The organism is Neisseria sp. HMSC15G01, assembly GCF_001808255.1.
Classification (GTDB): Bacteria; Pseudomonadota; Gammaproteobacteria; order Burkholderiales; family Neisseriaceae; genus Neisseria; species Neisseria subflava_A.
The window spans coordinates 92851-111522 of record NZ_KV792686.1 but is presented as its reverse complement, the minus strand read 5'-3'; the positions used below and the strand labels follow the sequence as shown (position 1 = coordinate 111522).

Here is an 18672-nt window from a genome sequence, read left to right as displayed (position 1 = left end):
TTTCAGACGGCCTTTTTATATCAATTAAGCCAACACTTTCCGTGCCGCTTCCACACCCCAATACAAAGCCTCTTCAAATACCGAATAGCTGCTTAAATCACTGTGTGCAAACAACAATCCGCCATTTCGGTTTCTGATTTTTAATAAAGCCTCATCGCTTAAATAGCCGGGCTTCGGCACGCTCATACCATGCCCGCGAACGGTAATATCAACATGGGAAACGTGCCGCCAAAAGCCTTCGCCGTAAGCGGTAAGCAGATCTTGGGCGGCAAGCTGGAGCAGCTCTTCGTCGCTTGCTTCAAGCAGCTGGCGGCGGACGACTTGTGGCGCATCGTGATTGAGCGCGGCGTAGGCGGTAAAAATCGTGCGTTCAGGACGGGCAACCCGGATAAACTGGTTGGTCGCAACAACATAGCCCAGCCCTTGGCTGCCGTAAACCACATTGTCCCACGCAAGTTCGCTGTTGTTTTTTTCTTTCGGGAAACTGTGCAGTTCAAAATTAGAAACCAGCCATGGCGCGTATTCTGGGATGTCCAGACCAAATTGTTCGGGAAATTCAATAATGCAGGCGGCAACCATCAGCGGCATGGCGGAGATAACGTGTTGCGCAGTGACGGCAACGGTTTCCCCTTTTGCATTATCACGCAGCCACACTTCAATCCGGCCGTCTGAAAGCGGTTTGATTTTGACGGCGGAAGCATTAATTGAAGCAGGCTTCTCCAAACGGATACGGTTTTCAGACGGCCATTGCCAGCCTTCCTGCAAACCGGCATGACGGCGTAGGTTTTCAGAAAGATGCGCCAAACCTTCGGGCCAAGTGAGGACGGTTTCCGCGCTGTTGCGGGCGGCAAAATAATGCAGTCCGGCAAAGGCGGATACTTGCGCTATGCCCTGTCCGTAATCGTCGCGGCAACAATAATCGAGATACCATAAAAGCTCGGGCGAGGTGTAGCCCTCTTGCTCAAGCCATTGTTTGAACGTCAAATCATCAAGTTTGCGCCATGTTTTATCTGCCGATGACAGCACAATCGGAATGGCAAAAATTTTCTTACCGTCATTGCCGTAAGCCTGTTTCAGACGGCCTATCAAATCAAAAAACCGTTTGGAATCCGCATCTTCTTTCGGCAATAAATGTTCCACCCATTTATCCTGATATAAGAGGCGCGACTCGGGCGCATAGACCAAATCTGTTTCCCTAAAGCTGCCGTCCGACTGCAAAATACCGAAATCCGCCAACATCTCGCGCACATACACGCTTTCTTTCGACGGCAAAGCCAAATAATGCGCGCCACTCGGCGCTTTCAGGCCGTCTGAAGACGTATAGGCAGCATTGTTGCCATTGCGTTCAAACCCTTCTGCCAACAATACATCGCAGTGATTATGCTTCGCCAAATACCACAACGCCCCCAAACCCGCCACACCGCCGCCAAGTATCAACGTATTGCATTCATAACGACGGGTCGGCTGATTGAGCAATTCCCCGTCACGCAACAAATGCCCCAACGGCAAGCCGACACGGTTAATAGAAACCGGCGGTTTATGGTTGAGGTATTTGTAAGTCTGCCAAGAAAAAGCAGAAGCAGCGCCAAGCGCGGCGGTATAGCTGAGAAATTGACGGCGGGTTAGCATAATAAATTATTGCTTTTCAGTATTTTTTAGGAAAGCAAGTCATACACCCTTTTCTCTGTAAGATACCCATTATTTCCAAATGCCTTCATGTTATAGAACCGATAACACTTACTTAACCAGCAATAAATTAACATCTCCTGAAATATCAAATGGCGTATGCTTGGCGTTGAACTTTTGCCCCTCTTGCCAATATTGATAAAACTAAAATAAAGTCAAATCACTGCCTCTATTTACAACCGTCCAATCCACCTGTTCCGCCGCCAATTCCCTGCACAAGATTTCCTTCACTTTTTCCAATTTCATACCGCCGCAAATAAATGCGTCTATAGCAGCAAAACGGTGTTCCGGCCAAGTATGGATACTGATATGGGACTCGGCGAGCAGCAAAACGCCGGTTACGCCGCCTGCGCCGCCGAAGGTGTGGAAATGTTCGGTTAATATAGTCGCTTCTGTTGCCTGTGCGGCTGCTACCAAAGCGGTTTTCAGACGGCCTTCATCTTTTAAGATGGCTTCATCGCAGCCATATAAGTCCAATAGGCCATGGTTACCGGGGGCATGGGTCATTTATGGCCTCCGGAATAGCCGCTTGAATAACCGCCGTAGCTTCCTCCTGAATGAACTCGGCTACTGTCATCATCCAAATCTGCATAATTCATCATCGTAACAAAAACAATCAAAGCCATTGCACAAATAACATATCCCACTCGGGAAATACTCTGTTCGCCATTTTCATCTCTCTTCCGTCCAACTATAAAAAGAGCATAGACACCCCAACCGATAAGAAATATATCGAACAGTGCATCGAAGCCATTCATAAACAATGACGGAATATTGACGATAACCAAAATAGCAATCATCAGAAGTCGTAATTTTTCATCGATATCATCCGCACTCATTTTCACGGTATAAGATGATATTTTATTGGTCAGATTAAACGCATCTGCAATTTCCCGATAAGCAATTGGGGCACTTCTAGTCCATGCCATTTCGTGACTGTTTAGTTCGGAGCCAATCTTACGGCTTTGTCCATCTCGGTAATCGCTGTAATAGTTCAAATCACCGCTTCGGACACGCCAATAAAACGCTCCGCTGGCAACCCTGACCCGTCCGCCATAGTCATAAAGTTTGCCATAGCCTTGCGGTTGGCGGTTGCGGTCGAGGCGCGGCCAATCGTTCAAGGTTTCGGAAATATTCCAACCTTCATCAGCTTCAACCAGCCATAAGAAACCCTGAGTTGGGTTGTAAAGCAGATACTCTGTCCACTGCCCTTCTGGTGCCAATGTATGTTTGGCTCCTTTGAACAAGTTATCAAATGTTTCCTGCGCATCTGTTTCTAAATATCTGATTGCGCCGATAACATGAAACTCTTTATTTTTCAGACGGCCTGTCGAGCCGACAGGCAAAGTAAACATCGTATTTTGCGACAAACGCAGATTGTTCGCGGTAATAAGCTCCGCTTTATCCTTGCCGACTGCCAATTCGCTGCCGCAACTTTGACAGTTCAGATGAGAAGTCAGACCGTTTACCCAATGAATGGATGAGCCGCAGTTAGGACAGTTTTCTGAAGTAATACTGCCTTTCAGACGGCCTGCGCTTTCTTTAATTTCATCTTCGTGGCGCGTGTTTTCCAGCTTCAAATCATCTAGGTTTACCATCCGCCCGAAGAAGGCTTCGGGTGTTTTGTTGCTGTAATCGAGCGTGATGAAAAGGTTTTCGCAACGCCAGTCGGAAACCCGATTTTCTGTATCCTCTTTCAAAACAAACGGCAATTCACCCTGCGCGGCGGCGTGTTTCAAACTGATTTTGCGGACATCGGAGGCGATATAGTGCTTATCTTGAAAAGTCAGCTCGCTAAATCCGGCTCGCGTGTCTTCAAATTTCGGCGGATTATCGATTTCGACCGGCATAGTCATCACATACAAATCGCCCGCCTCAGAAAGCCAACCTGCTCTGCTGTCGTCAAATAACGCATACCATTCATTCCACGCACCATCGTCGTATTGCACCTGAAGCCGTCCGACCAAGGTAAAGCGTTGAGCGACAAATGTGCCGCTGGTTCCGATTTGCAGCGGACTAAAATCTTCCAGCAATGCGGAATCGCGGCCGGAGTCGACAACGCCGTTATCTTGCCGCACCAGCATGCTGTTGCAATAGCCGCACACCAGCGTCACGGCAGAAGCAGAATGCGCTTCGACCGGTGCGCCGCAGCTTGGGCAGTCGGTTTTAAAGAAAGGAGTTTGAGACATGGGTTTGCTTTTACAGAATGGGTTGGAATGTTTCAGACGGCCTTAGCGTTTCTATCAACTGGTTTTATCAATGATTTCAGATTAGAAACAAACCAAATCGCCGAACGGACTCAATCAAATGATTCGAAAGGCCGTCTGAAAACTTTTCACAGAAGCAGCTCAACGCTTCTTTGAATGATATTTTTCAGACGGCCTTCAATTGATTAACCAATCAGCTGCTTCAACACTTCAGCCTTGGCCTTATCAAAATCTTCTTGCGAAATCAAACCGCCATCCAGCAAAGACTTGAGTTTCACCAATTTAGCCTGCGGATCTTCGGCAGCCGGCTGAGCATTTTGCTGAGCCTGTTGCGTATTCGGCTGCATCATGCCCGCCATGGCACCCGCCATCGCCTGACCAATACCGGCACCTACGCCCAAACCTGCACCGATTCCAGCAAGTCCGCCTTCATTTTGTGCCGCAAGTGGGATAGATTCGGCGGTTTGATATTGGGTGTAGCGTCCCAAATCGCCGATAACGCCCATTGAAATTTTCTTATCCAACGCAGCCTGAATAGACGCAGGCAAGGTAATGCTTTCAACAGTGAAGTTTTCCAGCGCCAAACCCAGCTTGGCAAATTCCGCTCCGAGCAATTCGCCGATTTTTTGCGACAGCAAAACTTGGTTCGCCGCCATATCCAAGAATGGGATACCGGATCTGCCAAACGCCGCCGCCAATTGGGTGACTGCAATATTGCGCAACTGGTTTTCCAAATCTACGCCGCTGTATTGCGCCGCCACGCCGCTAACTTCTTTGAAAAATTTTGCCGGATCGCTGATACGGTAAGAATACATACCGAACGAACGCAGTTGCACCGCGCCAAACTCGGCATCGCGTACGGTAACTGGTTGGGACGTCCCCCATTTACGTGCGAGCTGTTGTTTGGTATTGAAAAAGTAAACATCCGATTTAAACGGGGATTCAAAAAGCTTGTCCCAGTTTTTCAAGTTGGTCAGTACTGGCAACGTTTGCGTATTGAGCGTGTAACGCCCCGGCCCAAACACGTCGGCGGTTACGCCTTCATCGACAAACATCGCCATCTGCGCCTCACGCACAGTCAGGCTCGCACCGTTTTGGATCTCCTCATCGGCAATCGGAAAACGCCACATCAACAGGCTGTCATCGGGATTCGGCCATTGAATGACGTCGATAAACTGTTTCTTGATAAAGTTGAACATCGCAGTTCCTTATTTGAAGAAGAAGGGATAACTTATAGGCTGTCAGGTCAATTTGCCTGGTTGGTCATATCGCTTATTTTATATAAATAGAATGTCATACGATATTAACATTCAAAATGTCTTTATGCCTGGGAATAGAGTGGGTTGCTCTATCTATTTTTAGTGTTAAACCCACTAGCCCACCCAGAAACATTAACATATCATTAAAATTCATGCAGACTCTGTTTTACACTATTTTTCTGCTTTTACCTGCGCTATATCATAAAAAAGACAAATACAGGTAGAAAATCATTAAACACCATACCAAGCGTTCACTACACCTGTTAATATTTATCAAATCCTAGAAATTCATCATGCTGTATTTTCAAATTATCACATTGGCTTTCATAAAGTAAAAGGAATTTATATGAAAAATTCTGCTCATTTCTGTTTTGCTGTGTTAGTACTCTCTGCTACCGTAAGTACACAGGCTGCCCGCCCTGTTGAATTTACCGTTGGTAGCGAATATTACAACGAGACCTATCGCGAATACGAAAAAGATGGTAGTCGCTTAATGCAGCAAAAAGGCAACTTATGGTCTATTAATGCCGGCGTAAAATACCGTTTCAACGATCGCCATGCGGCAAAATTAGAAGGCCGTTATTCGCGCGGTAAAACAGATTACACGGGAAGCGTACAATATATAACTGAGGATTATATCGACGATTCAGCAAGTTATGGCTCAGCCACACTCAAAAATGCACCACGCCGCGCATACGATATCCGTGCCTTATACGAATATACACTCCCGATTAACGATCGCTTTAGCATTACTGCCGGAGCCGGCTTGGGACACCGCGTTCTGAGAGACTTAAGTAGCCGCATTGATCCAAATGATTATGACCGCAAAAACCGAACCACATATGCGCAAATCAATACCGGAGTAAATATCGCCCTTCCTGCAAACTTTGAGATATCTCCCCGCATTGCCTACAATCGTGCCGTGAAAGGCCGCCAATATTCTTACGAACCCGACCAGGTAGAAACCCGAATGAAACAAGGCGGCGGACAAGGTATTGAGGTTGAAGTGCCTATATCTAAAAAATTCGCGAACGGCTCCAAAATCAGCCTCGCTCCATTCTATCGCGGCTGGAAAGTTAAAGAATCGAACCTTACCGTTACGGAAGAGTATGACTCATATGGATTGGGATCTATAGAACCTAAAAACCACACCCACGAAGCGGGCGTAAGATTGCAATACTCTTTCTAATTTGATGAGTTTAAGTAGTTAAAACGTTTCAGACGGCCTTGTATATAACAGGCCGTCTGAATTTTTTGATGCTTTCAGAATTTCACTATAACGCCAATACCATCAGACATAAGACCTTATCAGTCAAAAAAATCTACCGATAATTTTTCCAGGCAGGAGTCAGGATCAGCACATCTTTTGCTATCCAACCAACCATCAAAATCAAGTCAAGCAAGCAGCGTTCAAAATGCCGATCGAGATGGACACTGCACCAAACAGCGCGCCGACGGCGACATTGTTGCCGATAAGTTCTGGGGTAGCGTCTTTAATCATCATTGTTGCAGCGAAATAGACAAAAATCTGAATCACTGCTGCGGCAAGTCCCCACAGGATAAAATCGATGAAGCTGACGCTGTGGGCAATACTTGAAGCCAGTGTCAGACAGAAACCGACCAACGCGCCGCCAAATGATAAGGCGCAGGCAAGGTTGCCGTTTTTAATCAGGCGCAATTCTTCGGCGGGGGTAATCCGCAGATATACGGCACCAAAAACTACAGTCATGGCGACACCTGCCAACATGTATTGCAGGTAGAGCAGATATTGGGGCAGAGAAATACTCACGATAAGATTCCTTAGTTTGCAATAAAGTGATTATGCCATATTTTTGAAGATAAACCCTTCGGAAAATACGGCATTTTAGAAGCGCTTCAGGCCGTCTGAAACAGCCTGATTTTTTAATTCATGTTTTATTGTGATAATTGTTGACGATTTTTGTATGTTTATGTAACTATTGCGCACTACCATTTAATTAGAGTAAAGAGGAGAATTATGAGCATACTCGCCGCTATCCGCCCTAAAGAGCCTTTGCGCAATCTGCGCTGGTTTGACATGCTGATTGTTACCGCTATCCTGTTCGGTCAATTTGCCTACCGTTCTACCCAACTTTATATTGCCAGCCTGATGCCGCAAGTGGAAACGGCCGCGGTTGCCGAAGAAGTGCGCGATACTGCGGTAACCGGCGTGGCTTATTCGGAAAACATGAGCCTGCAGTTGATGCTGCTTGCTATTGCTCTGATTTACCTCGTTATCCGCCGTTTCGACTTCAAACAGTTGCCGATTCGTTTTAACTTAGGCGTGTTGTTTTGGACGCCTGTGATTTTTATCCTGATGGGTCTGACCGCCGATGCGGTAACTTCGTTAAGCGGCGGCTACAATTACTTTACCACTGAAATCTTCCAATACATCAAACCATTATCCATCTTCGACAAATTCGCTGCCCTTGCGCCGATGGCCATCCTCTACGGCCTTTTAAACGGCTTTTACGAAGAATTCTGTTTCCTCGGCCTTTTAACCTGCGTGGAAGACAAATACAAATGGCAGGCATTGGCCTATTCAACCTTGGTACGTGTCTCCTTCCATACTTACCAAGGCATGCTTTGGGCGACCGTTATCGGCGTTGTTTTCGGCTTGATGTACTACTTCTTCTACAAATACAAAGTCAAAAACCTGTTGCCGTTTTTCCTGATTCACGCCTTGGCAGATATCTTCGGCTCCGGCTTCATCTATTTGATTTGCGCTTAATGGCAATAGTTGAATGAATAAACAAGGCCGTCTGAAACATCATTTTTCAGACGGCCTTTTATCATCTATCGGTTTACTTAATCAAAGTAATTGCCACATCCGCATCTTCGGTTGCAATTGCCTCAATCACTGCATCGCTGCCAAACCTCAACACCGAGCCTGCGCCGACAGTATGTTTTTCAGTCTGATTCAACGTCACGTCAAAGCTTCCTTTTCCAACGGCAAAAATCAGCGTTTTAAAACCCGGATGATCGTGCGGCTTAATCTGCTCCCCTTTCTTCATGTCTTTCTTAACGACCATGTAATTTTCGCCGCTGAAAATCTTACCGTTTTCGGAAGAAACCTCCCCCAAAGGCGCGGCAGAAACGGCAACGGAAAACAAAGCAGACAGCAATACAGCGGAAATATTGGAAACTTTCATGACAAGCCTTTCTTAAAACAGGGCTTCCATTCTATAAAAATCCACTTTATTCTTCAATAATAATTCTCATTTTCTAATAAAAAGACCGTCTGAAACCCAACGATATTGTTCAGACGGCCTGATTGACCTGTATAATATTTTCTTATTAATAAAACCGCTTTACACACCCATCAAATGGAAACCGTCAGAAAAGATCCGCTCGGCTCAGCATGGATGGTTATTGCCGCGCTCGGCTTTACCGTCATGAACCTCTCCGTCAAAGCCGCCTCAACGCAATTCGGCTTTTCCAGCGGCGAGCTGGTCTTTTGGCGCATGCTGGTCTCCACCCTGTTCTTAGGCATCATGGCCAAAGCGCAAGGCAACACATTTTCCACGCCGCATTGGAAAACCCATCTTAACCGCAGCGTCATCGGCACGCTTGCTATGATGTGCACGATTTATTCCGTCATGCATCTGCCGCTGGCAACAGGCGTCACACTCAACTACACGTCCTCCATCTGGCTTGCCATCTTTTCATTTTTCATTTTAAAAGAAAGAATTACGCTTTATACCCAAGCCATTTTGGTTATGGGCTTTATCGGCGTTATCCTGTTGCTCAACCCATCTTTTCAAGGCGGACAGGAATTTGCCGCGCTGGTCAGCTTAGCAGGCGGCGCCATGTCGGGCTGGGCGTATTTGAAGGTGCGCGAACTCTCGCTTTTGGGCGAGCCGGGCTGGCGCGTGGTGTTTTATCTGTCGCTTACCGGCCTGATTATGTCTGCCATTTGGAGTTGCTTTACCGGCTGGCATCCGCTGACCGTGTCTTCCCTGCCCTATCTGGCCGGCATCGGCATCTCCGCCATGATTGCCCAACTTGCCATGACCCGCTCCTATAAGGTCGGCAAGAAATTTACCGTTGCCTCGCTTTCCTACCTGGCTGTCGTTTTCTCCGCCCTGTCCGGCGTACTGCTTTTCGGCGATAAAATCACTTGGCAGGAAGCCGCCGGCATGGTTATCATTGTTGCAGGCGGCGTGTTCAGCAGTTTTACTCCGGCCTCAATCAAAAAATTTCTGATGAAGCAATAATTTAACAAGGAGAACACCATGATTTCCATCCGCGAACAATCTTACGGCTTAAACGTAGCGCTGTACAACGAGTTCACTTTGGACGATTTCCGCCAATTGGAAGAAGCCTTGTTGGCCGCAAAACAAAAAATCCATCTGCCCGACATCCTGTTGGACTTGTCCATGTTGAAAGACTTCACCATCGATATGGCGGTCGAACAAATCAAATTCCTCAACCAACACGAAACCGACTTCGGCCGCGTTGCCGTCATTACCGACGACATCTGGATCAGACTCGGCGCGCGCCTTTCCAGCCTCCTGACCAACCAACATCCCAAATATTTCAGCGACGCCACTGAAGCACAGGCTTGGCTGTTGGCAAGCAATTTGAAATAAAGATAAGGCCGTCTGAACGCATTACCTGAGCAAATTCAAAACCGCTTAGGTCAAACAACGGTATCACAATATTTTTCAAAGCATAAAAAGGCCGTCTGAAACCTTGCAATCCGCAAAGTTTCAGACGGCCTTTCATTGTTTTCATTCAAAAACTTACATCACATCCAATACATCAATACCCAACAACTCCAAACCTTGTTTCAGCGTGTCGCCGGTCAGCTTCGCCTGTTGCAGGCGGCTGTTTCGGGTTGCACCTTCGGCTTTGAGTATCGGGCAGGCTTCATAGAAGCGGCTGAACAGGGTGGCGGTTTGGTAGAGGTAGGCGGCGAGGTAGTGCGGATACGCCGTATCTGCCACGCTTTGCAGCACGTCTTCAAATTTCAGAAGCTCGGCGGCAAGCTGTTTTTCCAGCGGTTCGGTCAAAACGGTTGGCGCGGTTGCGTCCCATTCGCCGGCTTTGCGGAACACGCTTTGCACGCGGGTGTAGGCGTATTGCAGGTAGGGGGCGGTGTTGCCTTCAAACGAGAGCATGGCGTCCCAGTCGAACACATAATCGCTGGTGCGGTTTTTGCTCAAATCGGCGTATTTGACCGCGCCGATGCCGACGGTTTTGCCAATTTTAGCGGCTTCATCCGCACCCAATTCGGGATTTTTTTCTTTCACCAAAGCAGTGGCGCGTTCAACGGCTTCGGTCAGCAGGTCAACCAGTTTTACAGTGTCACCACTGCGCGTTTTGAACGGTTTGCCGTCTTTGCCCATCATCGTGCCGAAGCCGATAAACTCGGCTTTTGCATGTTCCGGCAGATAGCCTGCTTTGCGGGAAGTGGTGAAAAGTTGTTCGAAGTGCAGGGCTTGGCGGTGGTCGACGACGTACAGCAGGCGGTCGGCTTTCAGACGGCCTATGCGGTAGCGCAGACACGCCAAATCGGTGGAAGCGTAAAGGAAGCCGCCGCCTTGTTTTTGCACGATAAACGCAGCGGGTTCGCCTTCTTTGTTTTTGAACTCGTCCAAGAACACGACTTTCGCGCCGTCGTCTTCGACCGCCAGACCTTTTTGAACCAAATCATCAACCACGGGCTGCAAATCGTCGTTGTATTTCGATTCGCCCGCTACGTCCTCAGGACGCAGTTTCAAGCCCAGCGTGTCATAAACGGCTTGGGCGTGCGAGAGCGAAATATCGACAAACTGTTTCCACAACGCCAACACGGTTTCATCGCCGCCTTGCAGCTTCACAACGTATTCGCGCGCGGTATCGGCAAAGACAAGGTCTTCGTCAAAGCGCACTTTGGCAGCGCGGTAAAACTGCTCCAAATCCGCCAACTCAAACGCGGCATTATCTTTTTGCTGCTCAACCAAATAAGCAACCAACATGCCGAACTGCGTACCCCAGTCGCCGACGTGGTTTTGGCGGATGACGGTGTTGCCCATAAATTCCAATACGCGCGAAATGCTGTCGCCGATGATGCTGGAACGCAAGTGGCCGACGTGCATTTCCTTCGCCAGATTGGGCGAAGAGTAGTCAATGACGACGGTTTGCGGTTTGTCGGTTTTCGCTATGCCGAAACGCGCGTCGTTCAAAGCCGCATGAATGTTTTGGGCGAGGAATTCAGGACTCAGGCGCAGGTTGATAAAGCCGGGGCCGGCGACTTCCGCGCTTTCAATCACGGCGTTGCCCGCCAATGCTTCGGCCACTTTTTGCGCCAACTCGCGCGGATTTTGTTTGGCTTTTTTCGCCGCACCCATTACGCCGTTGATTTGGAAATCGCCGTGTTCGGCGTTTTTGGTCGGCTGCAAAACAACGGGGCTGTCGGCGATGCCCGCGGCGGCAAAGGCGGCGGCGGCTTCGCGTTCGACGGTTTGATGTAGGTTCATGAAGATCGGTCTTTCGGTTAAATTCAAATCAGGCGGTATTTTAAAAGAATTTCGGGCTTTAAAACAGGGCAAGCTGCAATACTTTTCCAGCGGCTTGTTATATGATTGCATTCTGATTCAACGATTTTGCTGTAAAGGCCGTCTGAAAGGAAAAGCCATGAACCCCAAAAATACGCTTTGTCTGATTGTCGATATTCAAGAACGCCTGCTGCCCGCCCTTTCCGGCGCGGACGAAATGTTGGAACGCTGCCGCCTGCTGATTCAGGGCTTGACGGCTTTGGACGTACCCTTTGCCGTAACCGAACAATATCCGAAAGGTTTGGGCAACACCGTGTCCGCCGTATCGCTGCTGTTGCCCGAAGGCACGCCTGTTGTCGAGAAAACCCGATTTTCGGCGTTTTTGCCCGAAATTCAGGAAATCTTACGCAAAAACGACATTAAACACGTTATTTTAGTGGGCGCAGAAGCGCATATCTGTATGCTTCAGACGGCCTTGGATTTGAAAGCGCAAGGTTACGCCGTATCCCTGCCTTTCGAATGCACCGCCTCGCGCACAACAGCCAACCGCGACAATGGTTTGGCGCAAATGAGCCGTCAAGGCATTACCGTTTCCAATGTCGAAAGTATTTTGTTCCAACTGCTTGGCGATGCCAAACATCCGGCCTTTAAGACCATCTCCAAATTGATTCAATAAAAGGCCGTCTGAAATGCAATACACCATCCGCCCTGCCCTGCGCCAAGACTTGCCCGCCATCGTCGATATTTACAACAGCACCGTGGCCACGCGCCAATCCACGGCCGATTTGTCGCCGACCACGGTTGCCGAACGCGAAATGTGGTTTGCCGCACACACGGACAAACGCCCGATCTACGCCCTTTACGATACCGACGGCACCGTATTGGCCTGGGGCAGTTTCAGCGACTACCATCCGCGCTACGCCTACCATATCAGCGCGGAAGTCAGCGTTTATGTCCGCCACGATATGCGCGGCGCAGGCGTGGGCAAAATCCTGTTGCGCCATATGCTCGAACGCGCGCCGTCCTTAGGCATCCGCAACGTCATCGCGCTTGTGTTCGGCCACAACTATCCGAGCCTGAACCTGTTTCACCGTTTCGGTTTTGAAGAATGGGGACGGCTGCCGCAAGTCTGCGATTTGGAAACCATGTTGGCAGACGTCGTGATTTTGGGTAAAAGGATTGTGGATTGATTACGGCAAAGGCCGTCTGAAAACTGAATTCAGACGGCCTTTTGACGGCAAAACCTTTATTCCGGTTTCTTCGCCAGCATGGTGACGAATTTAAACTGGATCGGATTGCCGAATTCGTCTTTCGCGTGCATCGAACCCAGCTCTTCCTTGTATTCCACCAATTCCCAATCTTTATAGTATTCGCGCAGCTCGCCTTCGCTGAATTTGAACGGGAACGGCATCGGGCAAGGGAAATCTTCCGTATCCATTGCAGAAACAATCAGGTTGTAGCCGCCGGGGTTGGTGTGTTCCTTCATATTGGCAATCACATCAGGAACGTAACGCGGCATCAGGAACATAAACACCACGGTCGCCACCATATAATCGAAGTTTTCCTGAATATTGGCGGCGTTGAGGTCGTATTCAAACGCGCGGACATTCAACTCTTCGATACGCGCCAGCTCTTCCACGTTTTGAACCGCATGGGGATTATTATCGACAGCGGTAACGTCAAAACCTTTCAAACCTAAATACAGCGCATTGCGGCCCTGACCGCAGCCCATATCCAAAACCTTGCCGACAGGTACGATGCCTTCAGCGGCACGGACGGCCGAATGTGTCGCGCTCATGCCGTATTTCTTATTGAAATAGTCCGCCGCCTCGCAGTAAAACGACAGTTGAATTTCCGTGTCTTGCGTTTGCGGCGCGATAAAGTGCCATGCTTGCGGATGGATAATCCAATCGCCGCTCTCAGGCGTCAGCTCGTGCGTGGCCGTAATATTGCCCGCTTCGTCCAATTCATTGAAGTTCAGACGGCCTTGGAGGACATTGAGGCAGCCCCAAGTACCGGCGGCGGTATTGTGTTTGGACAACAAGGCTTCGGGAATCTCGTCCGCCGCCCACACAGGCATCTGTTTGTAACAAAACAATTCTTGCTGTTCGCTCATCATATTTCCTTTCTATTTTGACGGTTTCAACACGGCTTCTGCCAAGGCTTTTTGAATGGCAATCACGCTCTTGTCGCTTTTAAACTGCAAGGTTTCGGTTGGCGCCTCGCTAGAAGAAATCCAAATCTTCAGCTCGGCATCCAAATCGAAATGACCCGAGGTTTCCACCGAAAAGCGCGATACGGAACGATACGGAATCGAACGGTAAGACACTTTCTTGCCGGTCAAACCCTGCTTGTCCACCAACACCAGCCGATATTCGGTAAACACAATCAAATCGCGCACCAGGCTGAATGCCATTCTTACCTGTTCGCCATCAATCAGGATATTCGCCAAATCGCGTTCTACCGCATCGGCGTCTTTTTGCGAAGCATTGCCCAAAAGGCCGCTGAACAATCCCATATCTGCCTGCTTTCTATACGAGTGATAAAGTGCAGGGTATTTTACACGCGCAAACCGTATTTGCCGATATTTCAGACGGCCTTATGTTATGATACCGCCTTACTCAACAAAGATATGCCCATGGATAAACCCGTTTACCTCTACACAGACGGCGCATGCAAAGGCAACCCCGGCGCAGGCGGCTGGGGGGTATTTATGCGCTACGGCACACACGAAAAAGAACTGTTCGGCGGCGAAGCCGAAACCACCAACAACCGCATGGAGCTGACCGCCGTCATCGAAGGTCTGAAATCCCTAAAACGCCGTTGCCAAGTCGTCATCTGCACCGACTCGCAATACGTCAAAAACGGCATGGAAAGCTGGATACACGGTTGGAAAAAAAACGGCTGGAAAACCGCCGCCAAGAAACCGGTCAAAAACGACGATTTATGGAAAGAGCTGGATAGTTTGGTTCAACAACACGATGTCCGCTGGACGTGGGTAAAAGGCCACGCCGGACACCCTGAAAACGAAAAAGCTGACGAGCTTGCCAACCGCGGTGCCGCAAAATTTGCATAACACTTCGTCCATGACTGCACTCAAACATCTCAAACCATTCTTTTGGATTGTCGTCATTGCATTGGTTTGTATGACGCCAATGGCACTTAATGTTCGCCTATTCGCCGTTTCATGATGTCAATGATTTTTTTAGCTTTAGCTTGTGCGATCACGTTAAGAGTGCCGAAGAATGTGCCGACTGAATCACGCCCACCTATTTATTTTGGTGGTTTATACCTGAACCGTGGCTTTTCGCATTCATATCTCTGACTGCCATTTACCTCGTTCTAAAAATCCTGATTGAAATCATCCGATTCCTATTCAGACTGCGAAAGAAAAAAACATGACCTGCCCCATCTGCACTGCCGACAACGAAGATATTTTGCTGCAAACGCCAAACCTGCGCGTTATCGCCGTCCACAACGAAGCCGGCGCACCGGCATTCTGCCGCGTTATTTGGAATAACCATGTTTCCGAGATGACCGACCTTTCCCCTGCCGAACGCAACGAAATCATGGAAATGGTGTATCAGGTTGAAGCCGCAATGCGCCAAGTCTTCAGCCCGGCCAAAATCAATCTGGCCAGCCTCGGCAATGTTGTGCCCCATCTGCATTGGCACGTCATCGCCCGCTTTGAAAACGACGCCAACTTCCCCGCGCCGATTTGGGCCGCGCCCGCTCGCGAACACGGTATGGCCTTGCCCGAAAACTGGCCACAACAAATCAAAAACTTAATCGCTTAAACTTTCAGACGGCCTGTAAGGTCCGACACGCCAAGTTCAGGCCGTCTGAACATATAACGAAAGGAAGACCTCTATGAACTCCACCACGCGCCGCCATTTCCTGCGTACCTGCTCTGCCGCGGCAGGCGCAGGGTTGTTGCAAGCCTGCGGCACAGGCACGACCACCACGCCGCAAACCAAAACCACTTCTACCACCGCGAAAGCCAAAACCGTGCAACCTAAGCAACCCCATCCGCCACGTTCCGGCGACAACCTCCTGCGCGTTGTTGCGCCGTCAGGCTTCGCCGAAGACCCCAACCGCGTGACCACCGGCCTGACACGCCTCTACAACGCGGGCTTTACCGTGACTAACCAACAGGCAGGCAGCCGCCGTTACCAACGCTTTGCCGGCAGCGACGCCCAACGTGCCGCCGACTTCCAAGACGTTGCCAACGGCCGGGTTGAAACACCTAAAGTCTTGATGGGTCTGCGCGGCGGCTACGGCGCGGCACGCATCCTACCGCAAATCGACTTTGCCTCACTCGGCGCCAGAATGCGCGAACGCGGCACATTGTTCTTTGGTTTCAGCGACGTGTGCGCCGTCCAACTCGCCCTGTTGGCCAAAGGCAATATGATGAGCTTTGCCGGCCCGATGGTGTACAGCGAATTCGGCAAAGCAGACCCCAGTATCTTTACCATGGATTCTTTCATCCGCGGCACGACCAACAACGTCAATATCGTTGATGTTCCAACCATCCAACGCGCCGATGTCAACGTCGAAGGCACATTGTGGGGCGGCAACCTCAGCGTTCTCGCCTCCCTCGCTGGCACGCCTTACATGCCCGATATTCAAGGCGGCATCCTCTTTATCGAAGACGTCAGCGAGCAACCCTACCGCATCGAGCGCATGCTCAATACGCTTTATCTGTCAGGTGTTTTGCAAAAACAACGCGCCATCATCTTCGGCGATTTCCGCATGGGTACCATCCGCGACGTGTACGACTCCAGCTACGATTTCTCCGCCGTCGTCAACCACATTTCGCGCACCGCCAAAATTCCTGTGTTGACCGGTTTCCCATTCGGCCACATCACCAACAAAACCACTTTCCCGTTGGGCGCGCATGCCAAAGTCCGCAGTACCGGCAACGGCGGTTATTCCGTCACCTTCAGCGGCTATCCTACGCTGAACCCGTCCGCGCTGACACTCGACAACCTGCTGCCGCCTCCTGTTCCGACTTACGACAGCACCATCTACCGCGACAGCATTACTGAAGAAGTCACCGAATAAGGCTTGTTCAAATCAAAAGGCCGTCTGAAACCCAGTTTCAGACGGCCTTTTTATCTTAAGTCTTAACCGTAACGTCGTTGAAAATCTCTCATAAAGTCAGCCAACGCGTTCACGCCTTCAAGCGGCATCGCATTGTAAATGCTGGCACGCATACCGCCGACGGTTTTATAGCCTTTGAGCAGGCACAAGCCCTGCAACTCGGCTTCCAACACAAAGCGGCGGTCCAAGTCTTCGCTTGCGGTTTTGAAGACCACGTTCATTTTGGAACGTGCATCAGGATGGATATCGTTGATGTAAAAACCGCCGCTGCCGTCTATCGTCTCATACAAGGTTTGCGCCTTTATTCGATTGACCGCTTCAATTTTTTTCACACCGCCCTGCGTTTGCAGCCAGCGGAACACCAAGCCCGACATATAAATCGCATAGGTGGACGGCGTGTTGTACATACCGTCGCGGTTGATGTGCGAACGGTAGTTGAACACATCGGGAATATCGTTCGGACAACGCTCCAGCAAATCCTCGCGGATAATGACCACGGTCGCACCGGCAGGACCGATATTTTTTTGTGCGCCGGCATAAATTAAGCCGTAATCGGATACATTAAACTCTCGCGACAAAATCTCGCTCGACATATCGCACACCAGCGGCGGCAGGCCGTCTGAAAGTTTGGGGACGTTTTGATACTGCAAGCCGTTTACGGTTTCATTAATCGCAAAATGAACAAACGCGGAATTCGGGTTGACATCCCAATCCTCCACCGCAGGCAGGTTTTTATAGGCATATTGCTCGCCGCCATGCGCAGCCAAACGGATTTCGGCATTGCTCAAACGGCTCATCTGCTCATAGGCAATACGGCTCCAGTTGCCCGTTACCACCGCGTCGGCAGTCGCAAAACCGTGCGCTAAATTCATGGCCACCATATTAAATTGCGTGGTCGCACCGCCCTGTAAAAACAGGATTTTATAGTTGGACGGAATATTCAAAAGCTGGCGCAAGTCTTGTTCGGCATGATGCAGAATACTCAAAAACATATCCGAACGGTGGCTCATCGCCATCACGGGGAAACCCGTACCGTTGTAGTCGAGCATCTCCTGTTGCGCGGTACGCAATACCGCTTCCGGCAATACGGCAGGACCTGCGGAAAAGTTGTAAATCGGGTGAGCGGACATGGCGGCCTTCTTTCTTATTCGGTGGGTATGAAGAAATTGTAGAACCGCCTTGCACATTGTGCAAGCACGAAAAATCAGGAAATCCAAGGCCGTCTGAAAACAAAGTAATACCAATTATTTGTTTTCAAAAATAATTTTAGAAGTACTATATCAAAACTTGTCAACAATTTTCTTTTCAGACGGCCTCACTCCTATCCTTTACATTTAAGCAATCACTTCAAAAAATCCACGCCAAATCAACGCTTTTCTTTTATCTTGAAAACAGTTATAATAGGCCAATTTTTCAAATCACACGAAAAATGGCCGCGTGGCCATTTTTTTGTTTATGTACTTCTGGAGAAGCATGGATATTCAAAGCATTCTTGATAAAACCCTGCCCGGCTTGGGCTACGAGCTGGTCGATTTCGAACTGACCGCACAAGGCGATTTGCGCGTTTTCATCGATAAAGAAGGCGGCATCACCGTCGAAGACTGCGCCACTGTCAGCAACCATCTGAGCCGCGTGTTTATGGTTGAAGACATCGACTACAAACGTTTGGAAATCTCCAGCCCGGGCCTTGACCGTCCGCTGAAAAAAGCCGCCGACTTCGTGCGCTTTGCCGGCCAGAACGCCAAAATCAAAACACGCCTGCCGATTGATGGTCAGAAAAACTTCATCGGCCGCATCGAATCTTGCGAAAACGACATTGTTACCGTCTCTTTCGACGGCAAAACCGCCCAAATCGAATTGAGCAACATCGACAAAGCCCGTTTGCGCCCCGAATTTAAATTTTAAAAACCGATTACT

General features: G+C 49.3%; 20 protein-coding genes. 10 read left to right on the top strand and 10 right to left on the bottom strand.

Annotation, left to right across the window (positions count from 1 at the left end; genetic code table 11):
* Positions 1-24 precede the first annotated feature (24 nt).
* The 4 genes from HMPREF3139_RS06970 to HMPREF3139_RS06955 form a co-directional block, all read right to left on the bottom strand.
* Complete coding sequence (locus tag HMPREF3139_RS06970; RefSeq protein ID WP_070461362.1) at positions 25-1629, bottom strand: NAD(P)-binding protein; 1605 nt, start codon at positions 1627-1629, stop codon at positions 25-27.
* 201 nt (positions 1630-1830) lie between these two features.
* Positions 1831-2193, bottom strand: coding sequence for an adenosylmethionine decarboxylase (gene speD / locus HMPREF3139_RS06965; RefSeq protein ID WP_070461361.1), 363 nt, complete (start codon positions 2191-2193; stop codon positions 1831-1833).
* Positions 2190-3875, bottom strand: a complete 1686-nt coding sequence (locus tag HMPREF3139_RS06960; RefSeq protein WP_070461360.1) for a DUF4178 domain-containing protein — start codon at positions 3873-3875, stop codon at positions 2190-2192. The genes speD and HMPREF3139_RS06960 overlap by 4 nt, the downstream gene beginning before the upstream one ends.
* A gap of 203 nt (positions 3876-4078) precedes the next feature.
* On the bottom strand, positions 4079-5092 hold the full coding sequence (locus HMPREF3139_RS06955; protein ID WP_070461359.1) for an SPFH domain-containing protein: 1014 nt from the start codon (positions 5090-5092) through the stop codon (positions 4079-4081).
* 406 nt (positions 5093-5498) lie between these two features.
* Between HMPREF3139_RS06955 and HMPREF3139_RS06950 the strand changes: the two genes are divergently transcribed.
* A complete protein-coding gene (locus HMPREF3139_RS06950) occupies positions 5499-6341 on the top strand; it encodes an outer membrane beta-barrel protein (protein WP_003745718.1) in 843 nt (280 codons plus the stop codon).
* Positions 6342-6542: 201 nt separating this feature from the next.
* Here HMPREF3139_RS06950 and HMPREF3139_RS06945 read toward each other — a convergent pair whose 3' ends face one another.
* Complete coding sequence (locus tag HMPREF3139_RS06945) at positions 6543-6941, bottom strand: DUF350 domain-containing protein (protein WP_199901827.1); 399 nt, start codon at positions 6939-6941, stop codon at positions 6543-6545.
* A gap of 207 nt (positions 6942-7148) precedes the next feature.
* Here HMPREF3139_RS06945 and HMPREF3139_RS06940 point away from each other — a divergent pair, with 207 nt between their 5' ends.
* A complete protein-coding gene (locus HMPREF3139_RS06940; protein ID WP_070461358.1) occupies positions 7149-7901 on the top strand; it encodes a CPBP family glutamic-type intramembrane protease in 753 nt (250 codons plus the stop codon).
* 73 nt (positions 7902-7974) lie between these two features.
* On the opposite strand, the gene HMPREF3139_RS06935 is transcribed toward HMPREF3139_RS06940, so the two are convergent.
* Positions 7975-8322, bottom strand: a complete 348-nt coding sequence (locus HMPREF3139_RS06935; protein WP_070461357.1) for a cupin domain-containing protein — start codon at positions 8320-8322, stop codon at positions 7975-7977.
* Between the two features lie 174 nt (positions 8323-8496).
* Between HMPREF3139_RS06935 and HMPREF3139_RS06930 the strand changes: the two genes are divergently transcribed.
* Complete coding sequence (locus tag HMPREF3139_RS06930; RefSeq protein WP_070461356.1) at positions 8497-9387, top strand: DMT family transporter; 891 nt, start codon at positions 8497-8499, stop codon at positions 9385-9387.
* Between the two features lie 18 nt (positions 9388-9405).
* Positions 9406-9762, top strand: a complete 357-nt coding sequence (locus HMPREF3139_RS06925) for a SpoIIAA family protein (RefSeq protein WP_070461355.1) — start codon at positions 9406-9408, stop codon at positions 9760-9762.
* A gap of 153 nt (positions 9763-9915) precedes the next feature.
* On the opposite strand, the gene argS is transcribed toward HMPREF3139_RS06925, so the two are convergent.
* Positions 9916-11634: an arginine--tRNA ligase gene (gene argS / locus HMPREF3139_RS06920; protein WP_070461354.1), complete on the bottom strand. Its 1719-nt coding sequence runs from the start codon at positions 11632-11634 to the stop codon at positions 9916-9918.
* A gap of 157 nt (positions 11635-11791) precedes the next feature.
* Here argS and HMPREF3139_RS06915 point away from each other — a divergent pair, with 157 nt between their 5' ends.
* Both HMPREF3139_RS06915 and HMPREF3139_RS06910 read left to right on the top strand, forming a co-directional pair.
* Complete coding sequence (locus tag HMPREF3139_RS06915) at positions 11792-12328, top strand: isochorismatase family protein (protein WP_070461507.1); 537 nt, start codon at positions 11792-11794, stop codon at positions 12326-12328.
* A gap of 13 nt (positions 12329-12341) precedes the next feature.
* Positions 12342-12842: a GNAT family N-acetyltransferase gene (locus HMPREF3139_RS06910; protein WP_070461353.1), complete on the top strand. Its 501-nt coding sequence runs from the start codon at positions 12342-12344 to the stop codon at positions 12840-12842.
* Between the two features lie 56 nt (positions 12843-12898).
* Here HMPREF3139_RS06910 and tehB read toward each other — a convergent pair whose 3' ends face one another.
* Both tehB and HMPREF3139_RS06900 read right to left on the bottom strand, forming a co-directional pair.
* Entirely contained in the window at positions 12899-13768 is an 870-nt protein-coding gene (tehB, locus tag HMPREF3139_RS06905; RefSeq protein ID WP_070461352.1) for an SAM-dependent methyltransferase TehB, read from the bottom strand.
* A gap of 12 nt (positions 13769-13780) precedes the next feature.
* Positions 13781-14170, bottom strand: a complete 390-nt coding sequence (locus HMPREF3139_RS06900) for a PH domain-containing protein (RefSeq protein ID WP_036491598.1) — start codon at positions 14168-14170, stop codon at positions 13781-13783.
* A 120-nt stretch (positions 14171-14290) separates the two neighbouring features.
* On the opposite strand from HMPREF3139_RS06900, the gene rnhA reads away from it, so the two are divergent.
* The 3 genes from rnhA (at position 14291) to HMPREF3139_RS06885 (ending at position 16716) form a co-directional block, all read left to right on the top strand.
* Positions 14291-14728 (top strand): ribonuclease HI, encoded by a 438-nt coding sequence (gene rnhA / locus HMPREF3139_RS06895; protein WP_049350717.1) that lies wholly within the window; start codon positions 14291-14293, stop codon positions 14726-14728.
* Between the two features lie 322 nt (positions 14729-15050).
* A complete protein-coding gene (locus tag HMPREF3139_RS06890) occupies positions 15051-15449 on the top strand; it encodes an HIT family protein (protein WP_070461351.1) in 399 nt (132 codons plus the stop codon).
* 73 nt (positions 15450-15522) lie between these two features.
* Positions 15523-16716, top strand: a complete 1194-nt coding sequence (locus HMPREF3139_RS06885; RefSeq protein WP_070461350.1) for an LD-carboxypeptidase — start codon at positions 15523-15525, stop codon at positions 16714-16716.
* Positions 16717-16778: 62 nt separating this feature from the next.
* On the opposite strand, the gene serC is transcribed toward HMPREF3139_RS06885, so the two are convergent.
* A complete protein-coding gene (gene serC, locus HMPREF3139_RS06880; RefSeq protein WP_070461349.1) occupies positions 16779-17885 on the bottom strand; it encodes a phosphoserine transaminase in 1107 nt (368 codons plus the stop codon).
* A 343-nt stretch (positions 17886-18228) separates the two neighbouring features.
* On the opposite strand from serC, the gene rimP reads away from it, so the two are divergent.
* Complete coding sequence (gene rimP, locus HMPREF3139_RS06875; RefSeq protein ID WP_003685973.1) at positions 18229-18660, top strand: ribosome maturation factor RimP; 432 nt, start codon at positions 18229-18231, stop codon at positions 18658-18660.
* Positions 18661-18672 lie beyond the last annotated feature (12 nt).

Bases quoted from the DNA above. Each gene is read 5' to 3' on its own strand.
- rimP (WP_003685973.1), top strand. From the start codon at position 18,229: ATGGATATTCAAAGCATTCTTGATAAAACCCTGCCCGGCTTGGGCTAC.
- serC (WP_070461349.1), bottom strand. From the start codon at position 17,885: ATGTCCGCTCACCCGATTTACAACTTTTCCGCAGGTCCTGCCGTATTG.
- HMPREF3139_RS06935 (WP_070461357.1), bottom strand. From the start codon at position 8,322: ATGAAAGTTTCCAATATTTCCGCTGTATTGCTGTCTGCTTTGTTTTCC.
- HMPREF3139_RS06910 (WP_070461353.1), top strand. From the start codon at position 12,342: ATGCAATACACCATCCGCCCTGCCCTGCGCCAAGACTTGCCCGCCATC.
- HMPREF3139_RS06900 (WP_036491598.1), bottom strand. From the start codon at position 14,170: ATGGGATTGTTCAGCGGCCTTTTGGGCAATGCTTCGCAAAAAGACGCC.
- tehB (WP_070461352.1), bottom strand. From the start codon at position 13,768: ATGAGCGAACAGCAAGAATTGTTTTGTTACAAACAGATGCCTGTGTGG.
- HMPREF3139_RS06950 (WP_003745718.1), top strand. From the start codon at position 5,499: ATGAAAAATTCTGCTCATTTCTGTTTTGCTGTGTTAGTACTCTCTGCT.
- HMPREF3139_RS06940 (WP_070461358.1), top strand. From the start codon at position 7,149: ATGAGCATACTCGCCGCTATCCGCCCTAAAGAGCCTTTGCGCAATCTG.
- rnhA (WP_049350717.1), top strand. From the start codon at position 14,291: ATGGATAAACCCGTTTACCTCTACACAGACGGCGCATGCAAAGGCAAC.
- speD (WP_070461361.1), bottom strand. From the start codon at position 2,193: ATGACCCATGCCCCCGGTAACCATGGCCTATTGGACTTATATGGCTGC.
- HMPREF3139_RS06970 (WP_070461362.1), bottom strand. From the start codon at position 1,629: ATGCTAACCCGCCGTCAATTTCTCAGCTATACCGCCGCGCTTGGCGCT.
- argS (WP_070461354.1), bottom strand. From the start codon at position 11,634: ATGAACCTACATCAAACCGTCGAACGCGAAGCCGCCGCCGCCTTTGCC.
- HMPREF3139_RS06925 (WP_070461355.1), top strand. From the start codon at position 9,406: ATGATTTCCATCCGCGAACAATCTTACGGCTTAAACGTAGCGCTGTAC.
- HMPREF3139_RS06890 (WP_070461351.1), top strand. From the start codon at position 15,051: ATGACCTGCCCCATCTGCACTGCCGACAACGAAGATATTTTGCTGCAA.
- HMPREF3139_RS06955 (WP_070461359.1), bottom strand. From the start codon at position 5,092: ATGTTCAACTTTATCAAGAAACAGTTTATCGACGTCATTCAATGGCCG.
- HMPREF3139_RS06885 (WP_070461350.1), top strand. From the start codon at position 15,523: ATGAACTCCACCACGCGCCGCCATTTCCTGCGTACCTGCTCTGCCGCG.
- HMPREF3139_RS06930 (WP_070461356.1), top strand. From the start codon at position 8,497: ATGGAAACCGTCAGAAAAGATCCGCTCGGCTCAGCATGGATGGTTATT.
- HMPREF3139_RS06915 (WP_070461507.1), top strand. From the start codon at position 11,792: ATGAACCCCAAAAATACGCTTTGTCTGATTGTCGATATTCAAGAACGC.
- HMPREF3139_RS06960 (WP_070461360.1), bottom strand. From the start codon at position 3,875: ATGTCTCAAACTCCTTTCTTTAAAACCGACTGCCCAAGCTGCGGCGCA.